Origin of the sequence: Fibrobacter sp. HC4, assembly GCF_023373925.1 — a bacterium.
GTDB lineage: Bacteria > Fibrobacterota > Fibrobacteria > Fibrobacterales > Fibrobacteraceae > Fibrobacter.
The window spans coordinates 220533-241356 of sequence record NZ_JALCZV010000003.1 but is presented as its reverse complement, the minus strand read 5'-3'; the positions used below and the strand labels follow the sequence as shown (position 1 = coordinate 241356).

General features: G+C 49.9%; 18 protein-coding genes. 7 read left to right on the top strand and 11 right to left on the bottom strand.

From position 1 onward, the window contains the following. Positions 1–8 precede the first annotated feature (8 nt). Positions 9–2684 carry an OmpA family protein gene (locus tag MMG03_RS03440; RefSeq protein ID WP_083539602.1) on the bottom strand — a complete coding sequence of 892 codons (2676 nt, stop codon included), beginning with the start codon at positions 2682–2684 and terminating at the stop codon, positions 9–11. 200 nt (positions 2685–2884) lie between these two features. Further along, on the bottom strand, positions 2885–3613 hold the full coding sequence (gene radC, locus MMG03_RS03435; protein WP_249505622.1) for a DNA repair protein RadC: 729 nt from the start codon (positions 3611–3613) through the stop codon (positions 2885–2887). A 372-nt stretch (positions 3614–3985) separates the two neighbouring features. Here radC and ilvB point away from each other — a divergent pair, with 372 nt between their 5' ends. Next, positions 3986–5704, top strand: coding sequence for a biosynthetic-type acetolactate synthase large subunit (gene ilvB / locus MMG03_RS03430; RefSeq protein WP_073156416.1), 1719 nt, complete (start codon positions 3986–3988; stop codon positions 5702–5704). 21 nt (positions 5705–5725) lie between these two features. Continuing rightward, entirely contained in the window at positions 5726–6220 is a 495-nt protein-coding gene (gene ilvN, locus MMG03_RS03425) for an acetolactate synthase small subunit (protein WP_073156413.1), read from the top strand. Positions 6221–6292: 72 nt separating this feature from the next. On the opposite strand, the gene MMG03_RS03420 is transcribed toward ilvN, so the two are convergent. The 8 genes from MMG03_RS03420 to MMG03_RS03385 all read right to left on the bottom strand — a co-directional run bounded on the left by MMG03_RS03420 (position 6293) and on the right by MMG03_RS03385 (position 13039). Next, positions 6293–6583, bottom strand: coding sequence for a hypothetical protein (locus MMG03_RS03420; RefSeq protein ID WP_073156410.1), 291 nt, complete (start codon positions 6581–6583; stop codon positions 6293–6295). Between the two features lie 24 nt (positions 6584–6607). After that, positions 6608–6754, bottom strand: coding sequence for a hypothetical protein (locus MMG03_RS03415; RefSeq protein WP_158535404.1), 147 nt, complete (start codon positions 6752–6754; stop codon positions 6608–6610). A gap of 56 nt (positions 6755–6810) precedes the next feature. Further along, positions 6811–7224, bottom strand: coding sequence for a hypothetical protein (locus tag MMG03_RS03410; RefSeq protein WP_073156407.1), 414 nt, complete (start codon positions 7222–7224; stop codon positions 6811–6813). Positions 7225–7429: 205 nt separating this feature from the next. Next, positions 7430–8119, bottom strand: coding sequence for a hypothetical protein (locus tag MMG03_RS03405; protein ID WP_073233966.1), 690 nt, complete (start codon positions 8117–8119; stop codon positions 7430–7432). A 52-nt stretch (positions 8120–8171) separates the two neighbouring features. Beyond that, complete coding sequence (locus MMG03_RS03400; RefSeq protein WP_249505621.1) at positions 8172–9269, bottom strand: glycosyltransferase; 1098 nt, start codon at positions 9267–9269, stop codon at positions 8172–8174. Next, positions 9266–11749, bottom strand: a complete 2484-nt coding sequence (locus MMG03_RS03395; RefSeq protein ID WP_139260108.1) for an NPCBM/NEW2 domain-containing protein — start codon at positions 11747–11749, stop codon at positions 9266–9268. Before MMG03_RS03395 ends, MMG03_RS03400 begins: the two co-directional genes overlap by 4 nt. Positions 11750–11776: 27 nt before the next feature. After that, the gene (locus tag MMG03_RS03390) at positions 11777–12646 is read right to left on the bottom strand and encodes a Cof-type HAD-IIB family hydrolase (RefSeq protein WP_249505620.1); all 870 of its coding nucleotides are present in this window, start codon (positions 12644–12646) and stop codon (positions 11777–11779) included. A gap of 9 nt (positions 12647–12655) precedes the next feature. After that, positions 12656–13039: a hypothetical protein gene (locus tag MMG03_RS03385; RefSeq protein WP_073233972.1), complete on the bottom strand. Its 384-nt coding sequence runs from the start codon at positions 13037–13039 to the stop codon at positions 12656–12658. A 131-nt stretch (positions 13040–13170) separates the two neighbouring features. On the opposite strand from MMG03_RS03385, the gene MMG03_RS03380 reads away from it, so the two are divergent. From MMG03_RS03380 to MMG03_RS03365, 4 genes are read left to right on the top strand one after another with little or no spacing between them, the layout of a single operon-like run. Then, positions 13171–14319, top strand: a complete 1149-nt coding sequence (locus MMG03_RS03380; protein WP_073156392.1) for a phospho-N-acetylmuramoyl-pentapeptide-transferase — start codon at positions 13171–13173, stop codon at positions 14317–14319. Between the two features lie 7 nt (positions 14320–14326). Beyond that, positions 14327–15667: a UDPGP type 1 family protein gene (locus tag MMG03_RS03375; protein WP_073156389.1), complete on the top strand. Its 1341-nt coding sequence runs from the start codon at positions 14327–14329 to the stop codon at positions 15665–15667. Next, positions 15654–15842, top strand: coding sequence for a hypothetical protein (locus MMG03_RS03370; RefSeq protein ID WP_249269463.1), 189 nt, complete (start codon positions 15654–15656; stop codon positions 15840–15842). Before MMG03_RS03375 ends, MMG03_RS03370 begins: the two co-directional genes overlap by 14 nt. Continuing rightward, on the top strand, positions 15820–16653 hold the full coding sequence (locus tag MMG03_RS03365; protein WP_249505619.1) for a lauroyl acyltransferase: 834 nt from the start codon (positions 15820–15822) through the stop codon (positions 16651–16653). Before MMG03_RS03370 ends, MMG03_RS03365 begins: the two co-directional genes overlap by 23 nt. 12 nt (positions 16654–16665) lie before the next feature. Here MMG03_RS03365 and MMG03_RS03360 read toward each other — a convergent pair whose 3' ends face one another. Then, positions 16666–18705 carry a glycoside hydrolase family 3 N-terminal domain-containing protein gene (locus MMG03_RS03360; protein WP_249505618.1) on the bottom strand — a complete coding sequence of 680 codons (2040 nt, stop codon included), beginning with the start codon at positions 18703–18705 and terminating at the stop codon, positions 16666–16668. Between the two features lie 130 nt (positions 18706–18835). Between MMG03_RS03360 and MMG03_RS03355 the strand changes: the two genes are divergently transcribed. Then, positions 18836–20785 (top strand): M6 family metalloprotease domain-containing protein, encoded by a 1950-nt coding sequence (locus tag MMG03_RS03355; RefSeq protein ID WP_249505617.1) that lies wholly within the window; start codon positions 18836–18838, stop codon positions 20783–20785. Positions 20786–20824: the final 39 nt, after the last annotated feature.

The following is a 20824-nucleotide window of genomic DNA, read 5'->3' as shown; positions in this document are numbered from 1 at the left end:
TTGTTCGATTACGGAACGTAGTTGCTATGGCAGCTCATACCGTCATCGTCCGGGCTTACGAAGACCATTTCGATACGGCGGTTGTTTTCACGGCCATCAGCAGTGCTGTTGTCGTCGACCGGGCAAGTCGGGCCCATACCAATTGCCTTGATACGATCCTTCTTCACGCCAGCCTTGGTCAGTTCCTTCATCACGGATTCTGCACGCTGCTGAGAAAGCTTGGTGTTGGTCTTTTCCTTACCAACGTTATCGGTATGACCCTGGATAACGATTTTCAGATCCTTATACTCGTCATTTTCGACAAGCTTCTTAGCGATGCTCTTCAAGATCTTCTTAGCGTTGGATTCGAGGGTAGCCTTACCGGACTTGAAGGTAACACCATCAAGCTTTTCAGGAGCCTTCTTGGGGCAGCCGTGACCATCGTCGCCAGCCACATCCGGGCAGCGGTCGATGCCGGTACATACATCCTTGAACTGATCCAGGAGCTTCTTATCGGCAACCCACTGAGAGCAGATGCCATCCTTATCGGAGTCCGGATCGTCGTCAATCGGGCAACCCTTATTCCATTCCGGACCTGCTTCATCTTCGCAGCGGTCAATACCGTGGCAAACATCCTTGAACTGTTCGAGCATACCCTGCTTCTTCACCCACGGAGAGCAGAGGCTATCCTGGTCGGGGTCCGGATTTTCAGCCGGGCAGCCCTTATTCCATTCCGGACCTGCTTCCACCGGGCACTTATCGACGCCGTGGCAGATATTTGCAAAGTCCTTCTGCATACCCTTTTCAGTTACCCAAGGTGCGCACAGAGAGTCACCATCGGCATCCGGATTGTCCATCGGGCAACCCTGAGCGAAAGCTTCACCGGCTTCAGTCGGGCACTTATCGATACCCTGGCAGATACCTTCGTACTGTTCCAGCAAGCCCTTCTCAGTTACCCAAGGATCGCAGAAGCCATCCTGGTCGGTATCCGGATTACCCAGCGGGCAACCTTCGTTGTTTGCCGGACCGAATTCGGTGGGGCACTTATCGATACCCTTACAGGTCTTTTCAATGAAGTATTCAGCCTTCAGGTTTTCATCTTCAGCAGCCTTTTCGAAGTAGTAGCCCATCTTCTTCTGAGTTACCCATTCGTCGCAAAGGCCGTCGTTATCGGAGTCCGGATCATCCCACGGGCAGCCCTTATTGGCCTTAGTACCAGCTTCGCCCGGGCACATATCGTAACCCTTACATACGTCAGCAAATTCGTTCAGAACGCCTTCGTCAGTTACCCACGGAGAGCAGAGACCGTCATTATCCGGGTCCGGCTGCTTGGTGGGGCAACCGTTGAATGCAGGAGAACCGGCCTGGTTCGGGCATTCATCGATGCCGTCGCAAACATCCTTGAACTTCTTCTGCATCTTTCTCTGAGATACCCAAGGATCGCAGACACCATCTTCATCCGGGTCCGGATTACCCAGCGGGCAACCATCTTCGCCTTCACCCGGTTCGTTGGGGCACTGGTCTACGCCTTCGCAAACTTCGGAGAATTCATCCAGGAAGCCCTTTTCGGCAACCCAGGCATCGCAAACGCCATCTTCGTCAGCATCGGGATTACCCAGCGGGCAACCCTGGTTCAGACGATGACCGTAGTCATCCGGGCACTTATCTTCATCATCCACGACGCCATCGCCATCGCGGTCCTGGGCAAGCAGGAAGCCGCTCCAGGTCAAACCACCGTAAACGGTGTATTCCGGATTCACGCGAGTAGGCATGTAGTTAACCTTGTTGCCATTTCCATCCTTGTTGGGGATAGAGACGACAACACCCTTTTCCCCACCCAGATAGTAAGAAGCACCCATATGGAGATCCAGACCAACAGGCAGATGGAACACCAGGGCTCCGGTCAACTGCTTGGAGTCAAATTTCTGATCTTCCACAGGCCAACCACCAACATTCGTGGTTATACCATCCAACTGGATATCCCAGTGATATTCCAGGAACAGGGACAGGAAGTCCAGGAAGTAAATTTCTGCGGCAGCATTCAAGTAAGGCAGAGACAGATATTCGCTATTAGTTGTATAGCGGTAGCCACCATTCAAGTGGAGCAGGAACGGATAGGCGTCAGTCTTTTCAAGATCCATGGTCACGGCAAGGCCGAAGTCCAGGGTGGTATTCTTGGTACCATACGGATAGGCAACACCAGTGTTCTTGTTTACGTATTCCGGATAGCGAACCCAAAGGCCCTGCTTCTTGGCATCAGCAGTACCAGCAGCGACACCAGCATAGACGGCCACGTCCATGGGCTGATCTTCGGGAAGAGGGAAGCGAGCCTTCAAGTCACCCTTCAGGTTACCGACATAACCCATCTTTTCCATGTCGCCGTTTTCGCCACGCTTGTACTGGTCATAGTACACAGGCAGGGTAACGCCCAAGTCAAAGTAATGCCAGATACCGATGGCAAAACCCACATTAGCGTTGATACCCGTAAAATCAGCAACAGGAAGTCCGTCTGCACCTGCAGGGAACATGTTGTTGCCAAATGTGGCATCACCCAAAAGGGTAAACACCAGCTTGGAATGTCCAAGAGACTGGGCAGACTGGGTGTTATTCACACCGACAAAGCCTTCCTTATTGATTGTCTGGGGATGACCTGCAAAGGCAGAAGCCGCCAAAGCGAGGGCAAGACCCATAGCTACTTTTTTCATAGCATCTCCTTATGAGTGGGGCGCCACCAAACACGGCACCCTGAAATTAACTAAATAAAATATAGTTTCTTGACAAAAAAAACTTATAAAAGCATTAGCCAAAATGCGATTAAAAACACACAAAAGGGGGGGCGCAGCCCCTTTGTGAACAAAGATTTACATACAATTCGGTGTTGCGAAAATCACATCACAAAAGCACTCTACATTTCCATACCCCGTTCAAACAGTTCCGAGTGGAGCCGACAAATGCTGGTAAACCCCTTACGTCCCACTATAATATGATCCAGAACGGGAATCTGGAGAATTTTTCCCGACGCACAGAGAATCCGCGTAATGGAAATATCTTCCTGACTGGGAGACGTCGAACCCGAAGGGTGATTGTGGGCGAAAATAACAGACACGGCACGGTCTTCGATTGCACGGGCAAAAGCTTCGCGAGGATGAACCGGAGTCTGATTCACAAGCCCGGTCGTCAATTCATGAACGCGGATGACGTCGTTGGAGGAATTCAGCGTCACCAAAACAAGATGTTCCTGTTCCTCATACTTCATATAGGAAAGCCTAGGCAGCAAATCTTCAGGCGAAGAAACGGAGCTCACGTTACCACTGAGGATATAGCGCCCCGACAATTCAAGGCAGGCAAGGACCTGGGATGCCTTTACACGGCCCAGCCCCTTGATCTTACGCAGACGCTGAAGCGAAGGAATCGTCGATTCAGAAGAAAGAAAATCTGCCAGATGCCTGGACAATTCAAAAACATCGCAATTCTGGCAGCCGCTACCGAGAATCAGCGCAAGCAGTTCCTCATTGCTCATAGCCGAGGGACCAAGCCGTTCAATTTTCTCGCGAGGAAGAAGCGACGAATTTTCAATAGGTACCTGATAGACCAAGGCACAATCCTTTACAGAAATCGCATTATACGGAACCATAAAACTCCTTTTTTGAAAGGTTCTCTCTTATACACGAGTTTTTCAAAAAAAGATTCGCTTACATTTTGCTTTCATTTATAATTCCGCATTCAAGGAAAGGTTTTTCAGTTCCCAAAAGGCATTCAAACCTTTTATTTTCACGGTTCATCAGTCCAAAACGTTCATTTTCAGCGAACAAAAAACAACATGAGGCAACATTTACAGAAATAAAAACGTGTTTTTAATCAAACAAAAGACCAATTTTCCCAAATTTGCATTCCAAAACCATCATTTTTTCAAAATAATTTCATCAAACTCTTACCATTTACCCTATGTTTGACTATATTTTCGCCATATTATAAAAGTTATAAACCATCCGAAATAGGAAATTTTATGGCAAATAAAACCTTAAGCGGCGCAGAAGTGATCATCGAATGCCTCAAGCGTGAAGGCATCGACACAATCTTCGGCTATCCTGGTGGATCCGCAATTCCGATGTTTGACGCAATTCTTGATTCCAACATCAAGGTTGTCCTCACCCGTCACGAACAGGGCGCAACTCACATGGCTGATGGCTATGCTCGTCAGACCGGCAAGGTCGGCGTTGCCCTCGTTACTTCCGGCCCGGGTGCTACCAACACCTTTACTGGCATCTACACTGCCCTCATGGATTCCAGCCCCATCGTTGTGCTGGCCGCTCAGACCACCACTCCGAACCTGGGTAAGGACGCCTTCCAGGAATGCGATACCAGCGGTATGACTTTCGCTGCCGTCAAGCACTCCTACCTAGTGAAGGATCCCAACGATCTTCCCCGCATCATGAAGGAAGCTTTCCACATTGCACGTACTGGCCGTCCGGGCCCCGTGCTCATCGACCTCCCGAAGGATGTGACTGCCGGCGCTTGCACCGCACCGTTCACCGATCAGATGGACCTTCCCGGCTACAAGATTCCTACCTACGCTCCTGCAGAAACCGTAGAAAAGGCTGCTGAATTCCTGAAGAAGTCCAAGAAGCCCCTGCTCCTCGTTGGCCACGGCGCTATGATTTCTGGCGCAGCCCGTCAGGTTAAGGAACTGGCAGAAAAGCTCCAGGCTCCCGTAGCTTGCACCCTCCTCGGCCTCGGCACCTTCCCCACCGACCACGAACTTTCTCTCGGTATGCTGGGCATGCACGGTACTGTTTACGCAAACAAGGCTGTGCTTGACTGCGACCTGATTCTCTCCATCGGTTCCCGCTGGGACGACCGTATCACCGGTAAGCTTGAAGTGTTCTGTAAGGACGCCATCAAGATGCACATCGACATCGACCCCGCCGAAGAAGGCAAGGTTCTCCAGCCGGATGTGTTCATGTGCGGCGATGCCAAGATGGTTCTGGAACAGCTCCTGCCCCTCGTTTCTAAGCTAGACTCCGCAGAATGGGTCAAGACCTGCCAGACTTGGAAGAAGCGTTTCCCGCTGACCTACCCCAAGCAGGGTGGTCTCCGTATGCAGCACATCGTGCAGACCGTTAGCGACCTTACCCAGGGTAAGGCAATCGTCACTACCGACGTGGGTCAGCATCAGATGTGGGTTGCACAGTTCTTCAAGATCAACAACCCCCGCCAGCTCCACTCCAGTGGCGGCGCAGGCACCATGGGCTTCGGCCTGCCCTCTGCAATCGGTGCAGCATTCGGCAACACCACCGGCTGGCCCGTCTGCAGCTTCAGCGGCGATGGTGGCTTCCAGATGACCGAATTTGAACTTGCAACCGCAGCAATCCACAAGCTGCCCATCAAGATTTTCGTTCTCGACAACAAGTACCTGGGCATGGTGCGTCAGTGGCAGGAACTGTTCTACGACCACCGTTACTCCAGTGTCGACATGCAGGGCAACCCTGACTTCGTCAAGCTGGCAGAAGCCTACGGTATCCCGGGTCTCCGCATCAAGCGCGCTGCCGATGCAGAACGCATGATCCAGAAGGCTCTGGACTACAACGACGGTCCTATCGTTATCTGGTGCGAATGCGAAAAGGAAGACAACGTGTTCCCCATGATTCCGGCAGGTGCACCTTTGACCTCCATGATTACTGAACAGCCCAAGACTCAGCTGGACAAGCCGACTGGATCGACCTAATCACGGAAAGGAGATAAAAAAATGATTTCTACAGCTCATTCTATTAGCTTGTTAGTCGCAAACCGCCCGGGCGTGCTCGTTCGCATCGCTCTGGTGTTCTCCCGCCGTGGTTACAACATCGACTCCCTGGTCGTGTCCCCCACGCTGGACCCCAACTTCAGCCGCATGAACATTGTGGCTCACGGTAATCCCGAAATCCTGATGCAGATCATCAAGCAGCTGGAAAAGCTGGTTGACGTTGTGCAGGCCAAGGACCATACCAACATGAACGTGGTGGAAAAGGAACTTGCCTTGATCAAGGTTCGTTGCGCTCCGGAACAGCGTACCGAAATCCTGCAGCTCTGCGATCACTTCAAGGCTGTTACCGTTGACATGACCGAAAACTCCATGATCATCCAGATTACCGGCAACACCGATAAGATCGATGCCATGAAGAGCCTGTGCCAGAAGTTCGAAATCGTCGAATACATCCGCACCGGTAAGGTCATCATGCTCCGCGGTGAAGACAAGACTTAGTTTTATTACGCTTTGTTGACCAATTAAGAAAGCCCTCGGTTCACATCACCGAGGGTTTTCCTTATTTCATTCTTAAGACTTTTTTAGCCAGGAGTATTTGTCAGCCAACTCAATCACGGACCTAAACAGATAACAAACTGGTGGAATCTTCAAAAGTTTGCGAAGAACGGGAATGTATTTTTTGCACTTCTGGCGAAGTTCCTCCCCCGTCATCTTCGATGCGGTAAGCGAAGCAGCAGCGTGATCCCAGCCTGCGCGAGCCCGGTCAGAATCTTCTTCTAGAATCGCCAACATCTCATCAAGATTTTGCCCAAGAGTATTGAGTATTTCTTCTTGTCTATCGGGAGATTTTCCTTTATTCATAAAGTCTCGAGCCACCTAAAAGCGTCACTTTGCCAGAACTTTTTCGATTTCAGCAATGTACAAGGTGTGCATTGAATCGTTTGCGTACCAGCGATCAAGAATGCTCTTGTCGATGAAGCTTTGTTCATCAAACTTCTGGGCGAAAAGTTTCTTGCAGACCAAAACCTTCAATCATCTTGATCGGATTCTTTTGAAGTTCTTCTGCGGTAATTACATTGTAATTCATATTAAAATCCTATAACAGCTTCTGAAATTTCGTTAGCTTCGTCAGAACCATCGTCTGCGTATTCCGGGTTAAATTCTCCCCAGCCATCACTGGTGCCACAACCTACGCCTACATCAAGGCTGGCCCACTTAAAGGCTCCGAAGACTTTCTCGAAGCGTTCCATCAGTTCAGCAAAGAATTCCTCGGGCAGTTCATCTTCCACAAAAATGGATCCGTCCATGGCCATCAGGGCGCTTTCAGGCAATTCCTCAAAACGGCATTCATACTCGTCCATCATGACGTCGTCTACAGAATACCATTCGCCGCAGTCTTCACTTGGGAGCTCTGCATCAGGGAAACTTTCCATAATTTCGTCATAAACACCAGAAAGCTGGTCCGTTTCGCCTACAAAGCGCATCAAAATTCTACAACTCATATCTTCTCCAAGAAATTTTTCTGCTAATAAGACAAATATAATCGAATTGCATTGTGATAAAAATAACACTCAAAAAAAATTTAACCACTTTGAGTTGCCAAAATTTCACGGAGATTACTATCTTAATAATCAAGAACTCTTTGTTCTCCTCCTAACCCCCCCAAAAAAACACCCAGCCGCAAGGTTGGGTGTTTTTGTTTTCGTTTTACTTTTTCTTAACGATGCGGAAAATACCCTGACGGTTAAATTCCGGTGAATCCTTGGGGAAGGGATTCTTGGTTTCAAGACGTAGGACATAAATACCGTCTTCTTCAAGATCCACTTCAGAACCGGATTTTGCCGGAATGCCATCACCAAACAAGGCGTCTGCCACAAAAAGCAACTTGCTCTGGGCATCTTCTTCGGAAGCTGAGACACAAAGATCCGGCAAGCCAAAGCAGGCCAAGCCCAGGGTATAGAGAAGGTCTCCATTTTCTACGAAATTAATCCACGGGTCCATGGGATATTCTCCATCCCCCACTTCTTCGCGGAACCCCTCGACACTCCAAGCGGCACCGGATTGCTGCATGTAAACGCCCAGGGCGCCTGCAGAAAACATCTTGAGAATTGCCATGTTCACCTGATTCACTTCGTCAACATTCTTAGCTTCTCCCAGCAGGAACAGCAAGGATTTGTGAGCTTCGATAGCGGAAGCGGCATCGGCAGAAATATCCTGGTGTTCCCTGAAGATTCCAGCAAGTCCATCAACATGTTCCTTGCGAACCACATTAAACATGACCGTACAGCCAGGGATAATGGCAGACTTGGCATCGGCGGCCAAGGTTACATTTTCGTTGATAACCACCGGAGCGGAAGCTTCGCAGGTCATGGGAAAGGCTAATACAAACTGAGGCATAAATTCTCTTTTTATAAAGTTAGACTTTTTTATTACGGTACCAATTTTTTTATCAAACTCTTTTTCTAAAGGATTGCAGAACGGCCTGTTTCAAAAGTTCATTTTTTGGGGTATCAGGGAGCCGAACGTCATCCGAAGATTGAGAGATCATTTGCAACAAACTACGGTCGTCAAAGTTCTTTTCATCAATAGTCAACGCAGACCTGGCTTCCGCTAAATCACGGGCAAGAACAACTTGTTCGTATTGTCCGGGAGTCGGAACAAAAATGCACTTCGCCTTGAGAACGGCCATATCCATAATGGTCGAATATCCTCCACGGGAAACAACCCAATCTGCAGATTGAATGGTTTCGGCAAAGGCTTCATCTTCCAGGTGGGTAAAGAAATCCACATTCCCTTCGTTCCAGTTCTTTACACCCAGAGCGGGACGTCCCATGATAATAGCGTGGCGTCCTTCAATTTTTGAAAAAGCCTCTTTCAGCATATTTTCAAAACGGCTTCGGGCCGGTTCCACGCCAGAAACCACGGCAACAAACTTGTACTTCGGCGCCGCCAGTTCTTTTTGCCGAGTCTCCTGCCCCGCAAATCTAGACAGGGCCCCCACAAACTTTATAGGACGGGGCGCAAGGGAAACGTGAGACATTCTTCCGGCAAAGCCCGGATATTCCGGCAAGTCAGGAACCCAGACTTCGTCAAAATGGCGCATGACGGCAGCATGCCACAAGATTCCCGTAGGTTCAAAAGCCGATAGCATCGGAGGGAACGCAATACGGCGCTGATGCGTCATGTAGATCGACTTCGCCTTCCTGCTGTAAAAACCAAATCGGTTATCAGAAACAAGGACGTCGAAGCCATGGGACTCCACCATTTTTTCGGCATACATCCGTTCAAAACGAATCACCTTATTTAGATGGGTTCCATTTTTCAAAAGCCACAGCCCCATGTTATAGCCATGTTTCGGATATACAATATTGTAGCTGGGAGCCAGATGCTGACGCAGGTTCGGAAAGATCCGACGCAGCAATCCCGCGTTGGACTTTACCACAGCCAGTTCGACCTTGGCGCCCTGACGCAGGAATTCACGAATAACGGGCACGCACCGAGTGGCATGCCCAAGGCCCCAATCCAAAGGAGCCACTAGGACCTTCACTTAGCCTTCTCCAGCCAGATGTTGGCCCAGTCACCGTGGTCGCAATCCTTGTTTCCGCCCATGTCGATTCCCAGCACAATCGTTTTTACGCCAGCGACGTCCACATCGATAGACTGCTTTTCTGTCGGGTACAGACGCTTGCTGCGGAACAATTCACGCCCGTCGCCTGTAATGATGAAACTGGCACCATCACCGCAAGCACTTTCGTCATCTAGACCAATAACGGAGTGCAGCACGCTATATGATGCAGGCAGCTTGAACACGATGCTGGAATTTGCATGGGAACCGATACCGTAGCGGAAGACTTCTTCATCTAGCGTTAGACGATGATGTTCTACGGATTCATTAATCTGGGGAGAGCCCCAATCCTGAGAATAACTATCAATCTTGAGGGATGAAAGAAGCAGAACATTAGGATCTTCGATAAAGAAGTCCTTAAGCACACGCATGGTGTCGTTATCGGGCATCAGACATTCAAGGCTAGCGCGGTTCATACCGGCCCTGATTTTTGCAGAATCAAGCTGCAGCGTATCAGAATTCAGGGAGACCACGAGATCTTCCTGCAGTTCGCCGTTCAAGCTATACTGGCAGGTAATGGACTCGGGGAACATCTTGCTGACCACGAAGCTGTTGTTTTCCATTTCGGAGACAAACATATTCTGCTGGTAAGCGGACACGCCCTTCTTGGCAATGATCTTGTAAATCGCCAGAGGATAGCCAAACAGTTTAGGTTCCAGCAGGACGCGTTCATTCTTATAGTCGTTAAGGATGCCGTCAATCTGGGTCGTAGTCTTGAAGCCAACCACTCGGCTCTTGCGGTTCAATTCACCATAGCCGTCCTGGCCTCGGACCAGATAGATATTGCCATTGGAAACCTGGGACCACTTGGCAAATGTTTCAGTATCCCAACCCATGAAGGTTCGTTCGCTAAAGGCGCTGTGACCAGAAGCCAGCATCTGCCAGGGACGAGAATAGATGAAAATTGACTTTTCGGGATACGAGGCCAAAGCCGTATTCAGGTAATCTTCTTCGCCCAGCAATTTGTTCTTGTAGTAAAGCATATTGCTGCGATAGCTGTTTCCGTGATAGACCATCAGCCCCACAGACATAAGGCAAGCGATCAAGGCGACAATCTTGCCTGCGGCATCGAGACGCATTTTAGTTGCAAACTGAAGAGCATCGAAAAGGCCCAAAGCCATGATCAGGGCAAACAGCGGCAAGGCGACAAGTACGTATCGCTGGTTGATGTCGATGGTAAAAGTTCCAGACACGTTAAACATGATTACGAAAATCTGGAGACAGAACGTTAGACCGAGTAGCAATCCCTTACGGTAACGCTTAAAGGCAACTGCACGAACCAGAAGCCACACCGTTGCCACCAACAGGATAATGGTAAAACTGGTATAGAAGGGGTTCACCATAATGCCGCCGAAGGAGGGGTCTTCCTTCAGGTTCAGCATGACTTCAATATTAGTCTTCAGATTGAACCACAAGTTTTCAAAGGAATGAGCGGCGTGCTCCCCACCCTGGAAATCATAACCTCGATAAGCGGCCATGGTATTTACAGAGGGCCAGCTGACAGTAATTACCGCCAGAACAAAGAGGGGCAGACGATGTACCTTTTCCAGGAAATACTTATGATAATAAAGGGCAAAGGGAATAAACGCAAAAACGGTTTCCTGACGGGTCTGGGCAAAGAAGCCCAATAAGGGAACAGTCAGCATGAAATGTTTCCAGTTCACCTTGTTGGCGGGAACAAAGGCGTACCAGGCCATAAGTACCGAGAGCAGGAAAATATAAAGCACTTCGGTAGAAGCGGAACGGGCCTGCAACAAGTATATAGGCATACCACCCAGGAATGCTGTTGCCGCCAGGGCCGTCCAGCCATTCTTAAACCATTTTGATAATGCCAGGAAGAAGAACAGCAGGCTTAGCAAATAGAACGGATAATTGACCAACAAGGCCGTATCGCGATTCGGTTCTGCAAAGTTAAACACCAGGGAATAGACAAATCCTAGAGCCTTGCCCTTGAAGTTATTTACTTCATTCTTGCAATCCAGAACGTCGCCATTCCAGATACCTTCGTTGCAAATTCCCCCTGTATGCTGGAAATACATCTGCAGGCCCATAGACTCCCAGCTAGTTTCATCACTGAGGACCCGGTGGGTATTTCCGATGTTTCCAAACATGAAAACAGAAAAAATCAAGGTCACCAGGACAAAGCCGCACATAGGCTTTCCTGAGGGCAGGAACGACTTCAAATGCTTAGAGGTCGAAGGGATGTTTATAACGACACCGACCAACAGCAAAATGAAGGTCAACAAGATGGAATAATAACCCCAGTCAATATCCCAACGTCTAGCGAAAGGAACTGTCAGGTTGTTAAAAATCAAGAAGGCTACAACCATAACCGCAAGCGTTGCTGCAGCAATGGATGCTTCCTTCTTCCCAAGGTTAAGGGAGGCGAACCATTTTTTCATGGACCCAAATCTAGAAAAGATTGGATCTTATCTAATCACGAACTTGCGGATGACCTCGGCAATTCCGCCATGATTGTTGTCTGCTTCGGTAATGTAGTCTGCCTTGGACTTGGCAATTTCGGATCCGTTGACCATGGCAACGCCAAGACCGGCGGCCTCGATCATGGGACAGTCATTTTCTTCGTCACCGCAGGCAATCGTATCGGACAGAGGGACTTTATAGAAATCCGCCATGAATCGAACAGCGTCACCCTTGTTGGATTTCAGGTTTGAAAATTCCAGCATTTCAGGTTTGCTAAAAACGTCAAACAGGTTGCCGGCAGTGGTTTTACGCATTTCGGCTCGGAATTCTTCGAGGCTTCCGTGTCCGAAGGGGGTAATGACGTTCACCTTGATGGGAGACGGCTTTATGACCACGTTGATAGGGACTGCGGGGGCAACCGGAGCCGTTTCACTTTCTAGAGAGGCGAAGTACTCCACAATGTTGTCTACAACGAGGTAGTCCATCATCATCGTTTCGCAGTACTTTTTCAGTTGGTCCGTCTCATATTCTGAAATAACCAGGTCACCGGCATAGGTATGGGCGTGCATACCACAGGAATGGGCGGCATCCATAATGGACTTGACGGATTCTACGGGAATACGTCGGGTAAGGATCGGCTGCTCGGTGGCACAATCGTAAATAAGTCCGCCATTAAAGCTGACCAGGAAAAAGCCAGGTTTGAAGAATCCATACTTCTTGGCCAATTTTTTAGCACTTGTCAGTGGACGTCCAGTCGTAATAAGGAACTTGTTTCCCTGATCCAACATATGCTGAATGGCTGCCATATCCTCGTCAAGGATAAGCTTCTCGTCGGTCAGCAAAGTACCGTCTAGGTCAGAGAAAAGGATTTTCATACAGGCCCCTTAAAGCTGGTCCAGGAAGCTTTCGGCATCCATCTCATCCAGTTCCTTCTGGAGGGCCGCCAGGGATTCGTCGGTAATGGGAGCCTTAGGTTCCGGTTCCCTTTCTTCGGCGATAGCATTGGAAGCATCTACCATCTGACGGAGTGCATCGGCAACTCCAGCCAGGGAGCCATCACGGCTAACGGCGGCCTCTATGGCGCGACTTAACTTTTTGCGCAGGTTTGCAAATTCATCGCGATCCAGTTCGCCCACTTCCCCGTGACAGTACATCAGGGGTGTTTTGCATTGGGCACAGCAAAAGACCATCATATTAGCCTTTTCGCCCTGAAGTTCAACATCAAAAGAGGCGCCACAGTGAGGGCAATCAATATGCAATTTTTCCATAGAATACAATTTAGAAAAATAACAGAACGAACAAATGTTTTTAAATTTGACCTACCTATTTGATGTGTGTATGAGGACCCGTATTTTTTCTTTTTTTGTAAAACAGTTTTTTGTTAACTGATAACTGAATTATGCTTTGCCAGTGGCTTTATCACTTAACCAGCATTGATCTTTTCGACGGCCGTCTGTTCCGCGCAGGTGTTGCCGCCATGCTTTCCATCATCATGGTCATGGTTTTCATGCCCATTTACATCCGCAAGTTGCAGGCGCTGGATGCCACCAGCGACTTCGACAAGGACGGAAAGAGCAAATCTCCTCCCATTATGGGCGGTCTCCTTCTTGTAGTCGTGGTAGAAATTGTCTCCCTCCTCGTTTGCAAGATGAACGGCTACACCATTTCGACTCTGGCCGTGCTGGCCGCCTTCTCTGCGGTTGGCGCCATCGACGATATCGCCAAGGTACGAGCCAAACGACTGATCAAGCTGGGCAAGCTCACTGCAGCCGACTATATGGACAAGGCCGACGGCATTTCCAGTTCCCTGCGTCTGTTCCTGTATTTCCTGTTTAGTCTGGTGGTGGCAATTTTCTGCTATAAGTTCATTCCCGAACTTAAGGGCGACCTGACCATCCCCTTCTGCCCCATCAACGTTTTCCAGATTCACCTGCCCAACTGGATTTTCGTGGGCTTCATGACTTTCGTCATTGCGGCTTCCGCCAACGGAACCAACTTTACCGATGGTCTAGACAGCCTTGTTTCTGTGCCTATTCTTTCTAGCATGGTTTTTGTCGGTCTGGTGGCCTACGTCAGCGGTAACTTCATTTTCAGTAACTACCTGCACGTTCCCTACCTGCCGGGCTGCGATGAACTGTTCCCCCTGGCCATGTCCATTGCAGGCTCTCTGCTGGCTTACTTATGGTTTAACAGCCCTCCGGCAGAAATCTACATGGGCGATGCCGGTTCCGTGGGCTTCGGTGCCGCTATCGGCATTATGTTCATTCTCGTGCAGGCAGGTCTCTTCCTTCCCATCGTCTGCATCATCATCATTGCTGAAGCCTGCTCCGTGCTTCTCCAGATTACCTGGTTCAAGATTACCAAGAAGGCCTTTGGTGAAGGTCGACGCATTTTCCTTTGCGCCCCTCTGCACCATCATTTCCAGAAGAAGTGGGACGGACGTTTCCCCAGCAAGCCCCTGATGAATTCCAAGATCGTGTGGAGAATGCACTTGATCAGCATCTTCGCCTTGATTGTCAGCATGGTGATTTTCTTCGGTATTAGGTAACTTGATAATGGCAGATATTATTGAAGTTTTGAAGGCAGCCGGTCAGGACGACCTGCTGAAGCATTTGGAAACCCTGAGCGGCGATGCCCGCAAGAATCTTGAACGCGATATCGCAAGCCAGGACTGGAACGAACTGAAGGCCCTGCACGCAGAAAAATCCGCCGCTAACTTAAGCGACAATGTTTCTGCAGACCTGCAGCCAATGCCTTTCAAGATTGCAGCAGATGACTTACGCTACGACTTCTGGAAGGAAACGGGCGAAATTCTTCTGGGCAAGGGTCAAGTAGCCGCATTCCTGGTAGCCGGTGGACAAGGTTCCCGCCTTGGCTTTGAAGGTCCCAAGGGCATGTTCGACATCGGCCTCCCCAGCCACAAGAGTCTGTTCCAGCTGCAGGCAGAACGTCTGCAGAACTTGGCAGCCCAGGTAGGCCATCCCATTCCCTGGTGCATTATGACTAGCCCTCTCAACCACGAGGCCACAGTAAACTTCTTTACCGAAAATAATTTCTTTGGCATGGACCGCCAGAACATCCGTTTCTTTGAACAGGGCACCATTTGCGCCTTGACTCCCGACGGAAAGGCTGTGCTGGATGGCGAAGATCATCTGGCCCTGGTTCCCGATGGAAACGGAGGTTGCTTCCGCGCCCTGGCCCAGAGCGGTTCTTTGGCATGGCTCATTGAGCGTGGAGTTCGTTACGTGTTCCTCTACAGTGTCGACAACGCCCTCTGCCGCATTTGCGACCCTGCCTTTATTGGCGCTCTCGCCAGCGAAGGCCGCAGCATGAGTGCCTCCAAGGTCGTTCCCAAGGCCGGCCCCAACGAAAAGGTTGGCATTTTTGCCTTCCAGAACAAGAAGCCCGGCGTCGTGGAATACAGCGACCTTCCCGAAGAATATCGCGACATGAAGAACCCCGACGGAAGCTTGACTTTCGATGGCGGAAATATTGCCGTTCACCTTTTCAAGTTGGAAGGTCTTCGAAAGCTGCAGACCAGCAAGCTCCCCTGGCACACAGCCCGCAAGACCGTTTGCGGCATTGAACAGTGCTGGAAGTTTGAACAGTTCCTGTTTGACGCATTCCCCCAGCTGGGAACCATGATGCCCTTCGGTGTTATCCGCGAAGAGGAATTCAGCCCGGTTAAGAATGCCGAAGGAAACGACAGTCCCAAGACCGCCCGTATCATGATCGGTAAGCTCCACAAGGAATGGCTGAAGAAGGCTCACTGCGAAGTGAAGGCCGACAAGCTTTACGAAATCTCCCCCGCCCTTAGCTATGCCGGCGAAGGACTTTCCCGCCGAGTTTTCGAACGCGAACTGGGTAAGAGCATCCTGGAGTTTGACGAAGAATAAGCCCCGCAAAAGTGAAGCTGACCTTTTACAAAACAGCCTTGAATATTTTGCTGCGAATGCCGAACTGGTTTTTCGCAGCTCTTTTTATTGTGGCATTTCCCATATACAAGGCTCTTCACCAGAAGCGGGCTTACGGGAGAACGGTCGCGCATTTGCAGAAAGCAAGAGCCTTTAGGGGTTTTACAGCAAAGTGTACCGCAGACGATGTTTTCCGGGGAATCTACTGGAACGCCATCGATTCTTACCGCGGGCTAGCACGACTTAAGCGAACCACAGACAGGATCGTCTACGAAAATGAAAACGTCATGATGGAAGCCTTGACCCGCAGTAAAAGTTCTGACGGAACGCCCCTGCCCCTTGCCGCAATCAGCATTCATCAGGGAGCCTTTGAATTATTGCATCGCAGCCTTTGCCGTTACAGCGACAACGTCCACCTGATTACGGATTCCGTCGGTGACGAAGCAACGCGACAACTTCTGAAGGAACTGCGCAGTGATGAACATCTGACAGAGTATCACCCCGACGAACTGTCCCAACTGTTGCGGAACCTATTTGCGCCGCCAGCAAAGTTGAACAAGAAAGGAAATGCCATTCTCGCCATGGTGGTGGATCAAGGGCGCCATACCAAAGGCTGTACGGAAACGCTATTCGGAATGCCAAGCACGCTCTACCTGCGACTACCCGAAAAAGTAAACCAGATGGGTGCGGGTATCGTCACCTTCCGCACCTTCACCCGCGCAGCAAGCAACTGCGAAGGGTTCCGCGAAAAAGGGTGTCGCGGCAATCAACACCGCGGCAAGAACGAAATCGTCATCCGTTTTGAAACGTACTATCCTCCGAAATTTGATCAGCGGAATAATTCCACGGATCAAATAAAAATTAGCGGTACCAGCCTAACGTCCAGTATCGCCAAAGAAATTGAAAATTGGATTTCTGAAAATCCGTCGGAATGGAGCTGGAACTACCACGGAAATTTTCGCGTGTAATTCACGGCATTCTTAATAAGTCAAGCCGAAGCCGTAAGGGAACAGGCCCTTCTTTCCGTCGCCATCGTTAATGGGAATTTGCTTGGCGTCTTTGGGCCAAGTGTGAGGCAACTTGCCCGAAGGCTTTACATCGCCGAAGAGAACATCGGCAACGCCAGCACCTTCGCTACCCGGAAGCCAAGCCATCACGAAACCATCAGCGGCATCGATCAACTTGGTAATAGGCAACGGACGGCCAGCCACCAGAACGAGAATCACCTTCTTGCCAGCAGCCTTCCAAGCCTTGATTTCCTTGAGGTTCACGTCGGTACTTTCAAAGTGCGTGGTGTGGGAACGTTCCGTTGTAAACAACTTATTATTAAAATCCTTTTCACGGAAATCGCCGAACCATTCAGCATAAGGGGATTCACCAATCACATAAAGAACCGTATTGGCACTGTCAGCAGATTCTACACGAGCGCCCTTAGCCACCTGATCTACGCCAGCCAAAATGGAAGTTGCACCAGGAACTTCGCCACGGGTTCCCTGCCAGCCCAAAGTCCAGGCACCACTCTGAAGACCCGTATGGTCAGCATGAGATCCGGTCACAAAAATCTTGCCATCCTTAGCCAAGGGCAGAATGCCTTCGTTCTTCAGAACAACAAGACTCTTCTGCACGGCTTCGCGGGCAATGGCGCGATGTTCTGCGCTACCGATATTTTCGACAACGCCCACATACATTGCAGGACCATTGGGATTTTCCAGGCGGCCTGCGCGAATCTTCACGCGAAGAATTCTACGGACAGCATCCTTAATACGATCTTCGGAAACCTTCTTATTCTTCACCAATTCCGTCAGAGTGCTTACGAACGATTCCGCAGAAGACGGAACCATGGCCAGGTCAATGCCTGCGTTAACGGCACGGCGAATAGCCTCTTCGCTGGAAACACTTGTCTTCTTGCCGGAATAGTCGCCTGCGTTACCCGGCGTTGTTGAATGCTGAATGCCTTCCCAGTCAGCAACCACAAAACCGTCAAAGCCAAGTTCCGTTTTCAGCCAACCTGTAAGGCGCAGGGAATCCACATGCTGATGAACTCCGCGCACCGTATTGAAGCTGGCCATCACACTCTGGGCGCCCTGTTCTACAGCAGCAATGTAAGGCGGCAAATGGGTTTTACGAATCTGGGCGTCAGTAGCCTTAACGTCGCCGCGATCCCATCCCTTGGCCGTACCACCGTCACCAATAAAATGTTTGATGGTTCCAGTAACACGCCATTCTGCGTCAAAATGATCCCCCTGCAAACCGCGAAGGTATGCGGAACCCAGTTCAATGGCCAATTCCGGCTTTTCGCCAAAGCCTTCGTAAGTACGGCCCCAACGTTCATCCTGAGGAACGCTCAAGGCAGGAGCGAAATTGTAGTCAATGTGAGCCGCCCACATTTCTTCTGCGGTAGCCTGGCCAATACGGCGAACCAGGGCAGAATCTCGAGTAGCGCCAAGACCAATGTTATGAGGATAAACCGTGCCATTAATAAGGTCAGCGGCACCATGAACGCAATCCTTTCCATAAGTCACGGGAATCTTCTGAGCCCAGGCATTCTTGTAGAATTCAGCAGCGTAAGCGCCACCGCCCTGCAAGGCAGAACCGCAAATGCTGTTACCGCATTTTACATTTGGAACCATGGCCTGGGTCATCTGGGCAATCATGTCATCGATGGTCATGCCAGACATCAAAGAGTCAATCTGGTCTTCGATGGGATCGCGTTTCAAAATAATCTTGGCCGGGTTCTTGGGATCGACGACAGCGGCCACAGACAAAGTTTCCGGCAAGAAACCGGTCTTGCGGACAATCAAAACCTGAGGATCGGCAACCTTGTCCTTGATAGCGAACTTACCCTTAGCATTGGAAAGGGTGCGGGCATCGGGTAAAAGATTGGGCAAGGTCTTAATGCTAACCACAGCATCCTTAATGGGAGCTCCCGATTCATCAAATACAGAACCTTGAACAGCAGCGTTGGCTGCTGTGCTCAAAAACAAGGTAATAGCAGCAGAAAGGAGACGATTTTTCTTCATATCCTAAATTTAAGCAAAATCAGGTCTAAATTCACTAAAAATACACCAAATCAAGTGTACAATTGAAAACAAGTGAATCGACGTTCCATTTTTTGGGTATATTGTATAAAAAGGTATAATTATGGGATGTTTGAAGAATTGGTTATTTGGCGGATTAGTGTTCGCTCTTTGCGGCACGTCCTTTGCAGACATTGTCTATCAGGGAAAGCGAGTTCAAGCTTGGCCCGACGAAGCAATCACAAAGTTTGACAACTCGCGAGGCGCCTGGAAAAATTCAGGGACGACAAGCGTGATGTTTGCTCCACCAATGGAAAAAAGCCACTACTCCTCCCCCAAGGGCAAAATCTACGGGCTTACCCTGCTGGTGGATTTCTCCGACCAGCCCGCACCTGTCACCAAGAGTGAAATTTCCGACTGGCTCAACAAGGAAGGTTTCAACCGCGATGGTTGTAACGGTTCCGTCCGTGATTACTATCTGGATGTCTCCAATGGCCAACTGGATTTTACCAACGAAGTCTTCGGCTGGTACCGAGCTAAGTATCCCAAGTCTTATTACGAAGGGCTGGAAGGATATTCCGGTTCCGATGTTTTGGTCAAGGAAATATTCGAGTACTTCGATTCCCAAGTGGATTACTCCCGCTACGACAACGACAAAGACGGCATTACTGAAGCCATCAATATCGTGTACGCTGGTCCCGGTCTAACATGGGGGCAGGGACTTTGGCCTCACGCCGGCTGGTCCAATGAAACTCGCGACGGAGTTCGCCTGCAAAAGCACCAGATGACCGACATGCCGGGCAAATTTTCCATCTATGTTTTCATTCATGAAAATGGACACATGGTCTTTGGCTGGCCCGACCTTTACTGGTACGGCGACTACTGCACCATGGGCAACCGCGCAAACGACTGGAATCCGGTTGCAATCAACGATTTCTACCGCGCAGACCAAGGCTGGATTCCCTTTGTAGATGTAACCGCAGAAGATCTCGGCAAGATTTCTACAACTGCAGGGGAACAGTGTTACCGCTTCAAGAACCCGAACCGTCCCGACAAGGAAGGCTTAGTCTGGTCCTACGTTAAAAACGATGGACGAAACAAATCGCTGACAGGCAGCGGCATTCTGATGCAGCACTACGACTTTTCCATCTCTGGGAATTCTGCCGCAGATAAACTGGGGCTGCGAATTGTACACGCAGATTCCAAGGGCAACAGCAGCGATCCCGAAAACGACCAGTGGCCCTCTCCCGGCAGCAGAACCAGCGCATTCTTTAATGCTACAAATTCCTACAGTGCATTTTCAGATGCGCTCTACCCGGCAATCCGCTGGTACAGTGGCGCAGAAACTGGGCTGAAATTCACGGACGTCAGTGTTAGCGGAAACAGCCTCAGTTTCTGCCTCGGTGGCGATTGCACCGATTACAATGCAGAACCTTTCGTAGAAACCGAAATTACCCTCGCCACCGAATTGCCCATCAGCGACAGCTACGCCCCTGTGACCGTCGATTTGCAGGGAGCAAAGGTCGCCGAAGCTCTCGGAATTGCACAAAATGAAATTGCAACCAAGGCTAGTTTCTACGCCGTTGAACCCGATGGTTACCTGAACAGCGAAACCACCGGCGAAGGCACCGGCCACTGGTTTGATTCCAAGGGCGCCGTTGCCAAGTGGAATACGAACGGCCCCAGTATCGTATTCTCCAACGTGAATCTCAACACCATGACCACCAAGGTTGGACACATGCCTAACCTGGTAAAGCCGGGTGACACCTTCACCATCAAGCAGGCTGTTGTCTACAAAAACAAGCAGGTGTCATTCACAATTACCATAAAAATTCCCGTCGAAGAAACCGGCAGCGATTCTGGCGAAAATTCTGGCAAGGATTCCACGGTTGTTTCAGACTCCAGCACCACAGCAATCGCCCAGCTTCGCCACAATTCTCTGGATTTGTCCGATGCCACAATCCAGTACTTTGACATGAACGGAAACGCCCTAAAGGCTTCCCCCAAGCAGGCCGGCGTCTACCTAATGCGCGTAACAAAAAACGGAAAGGCACTGCGCCAATCCGTCATTCGAATCCGTTAATCCACCAATTCAAAGAACATTAAAAAAGGGCCGCACCAG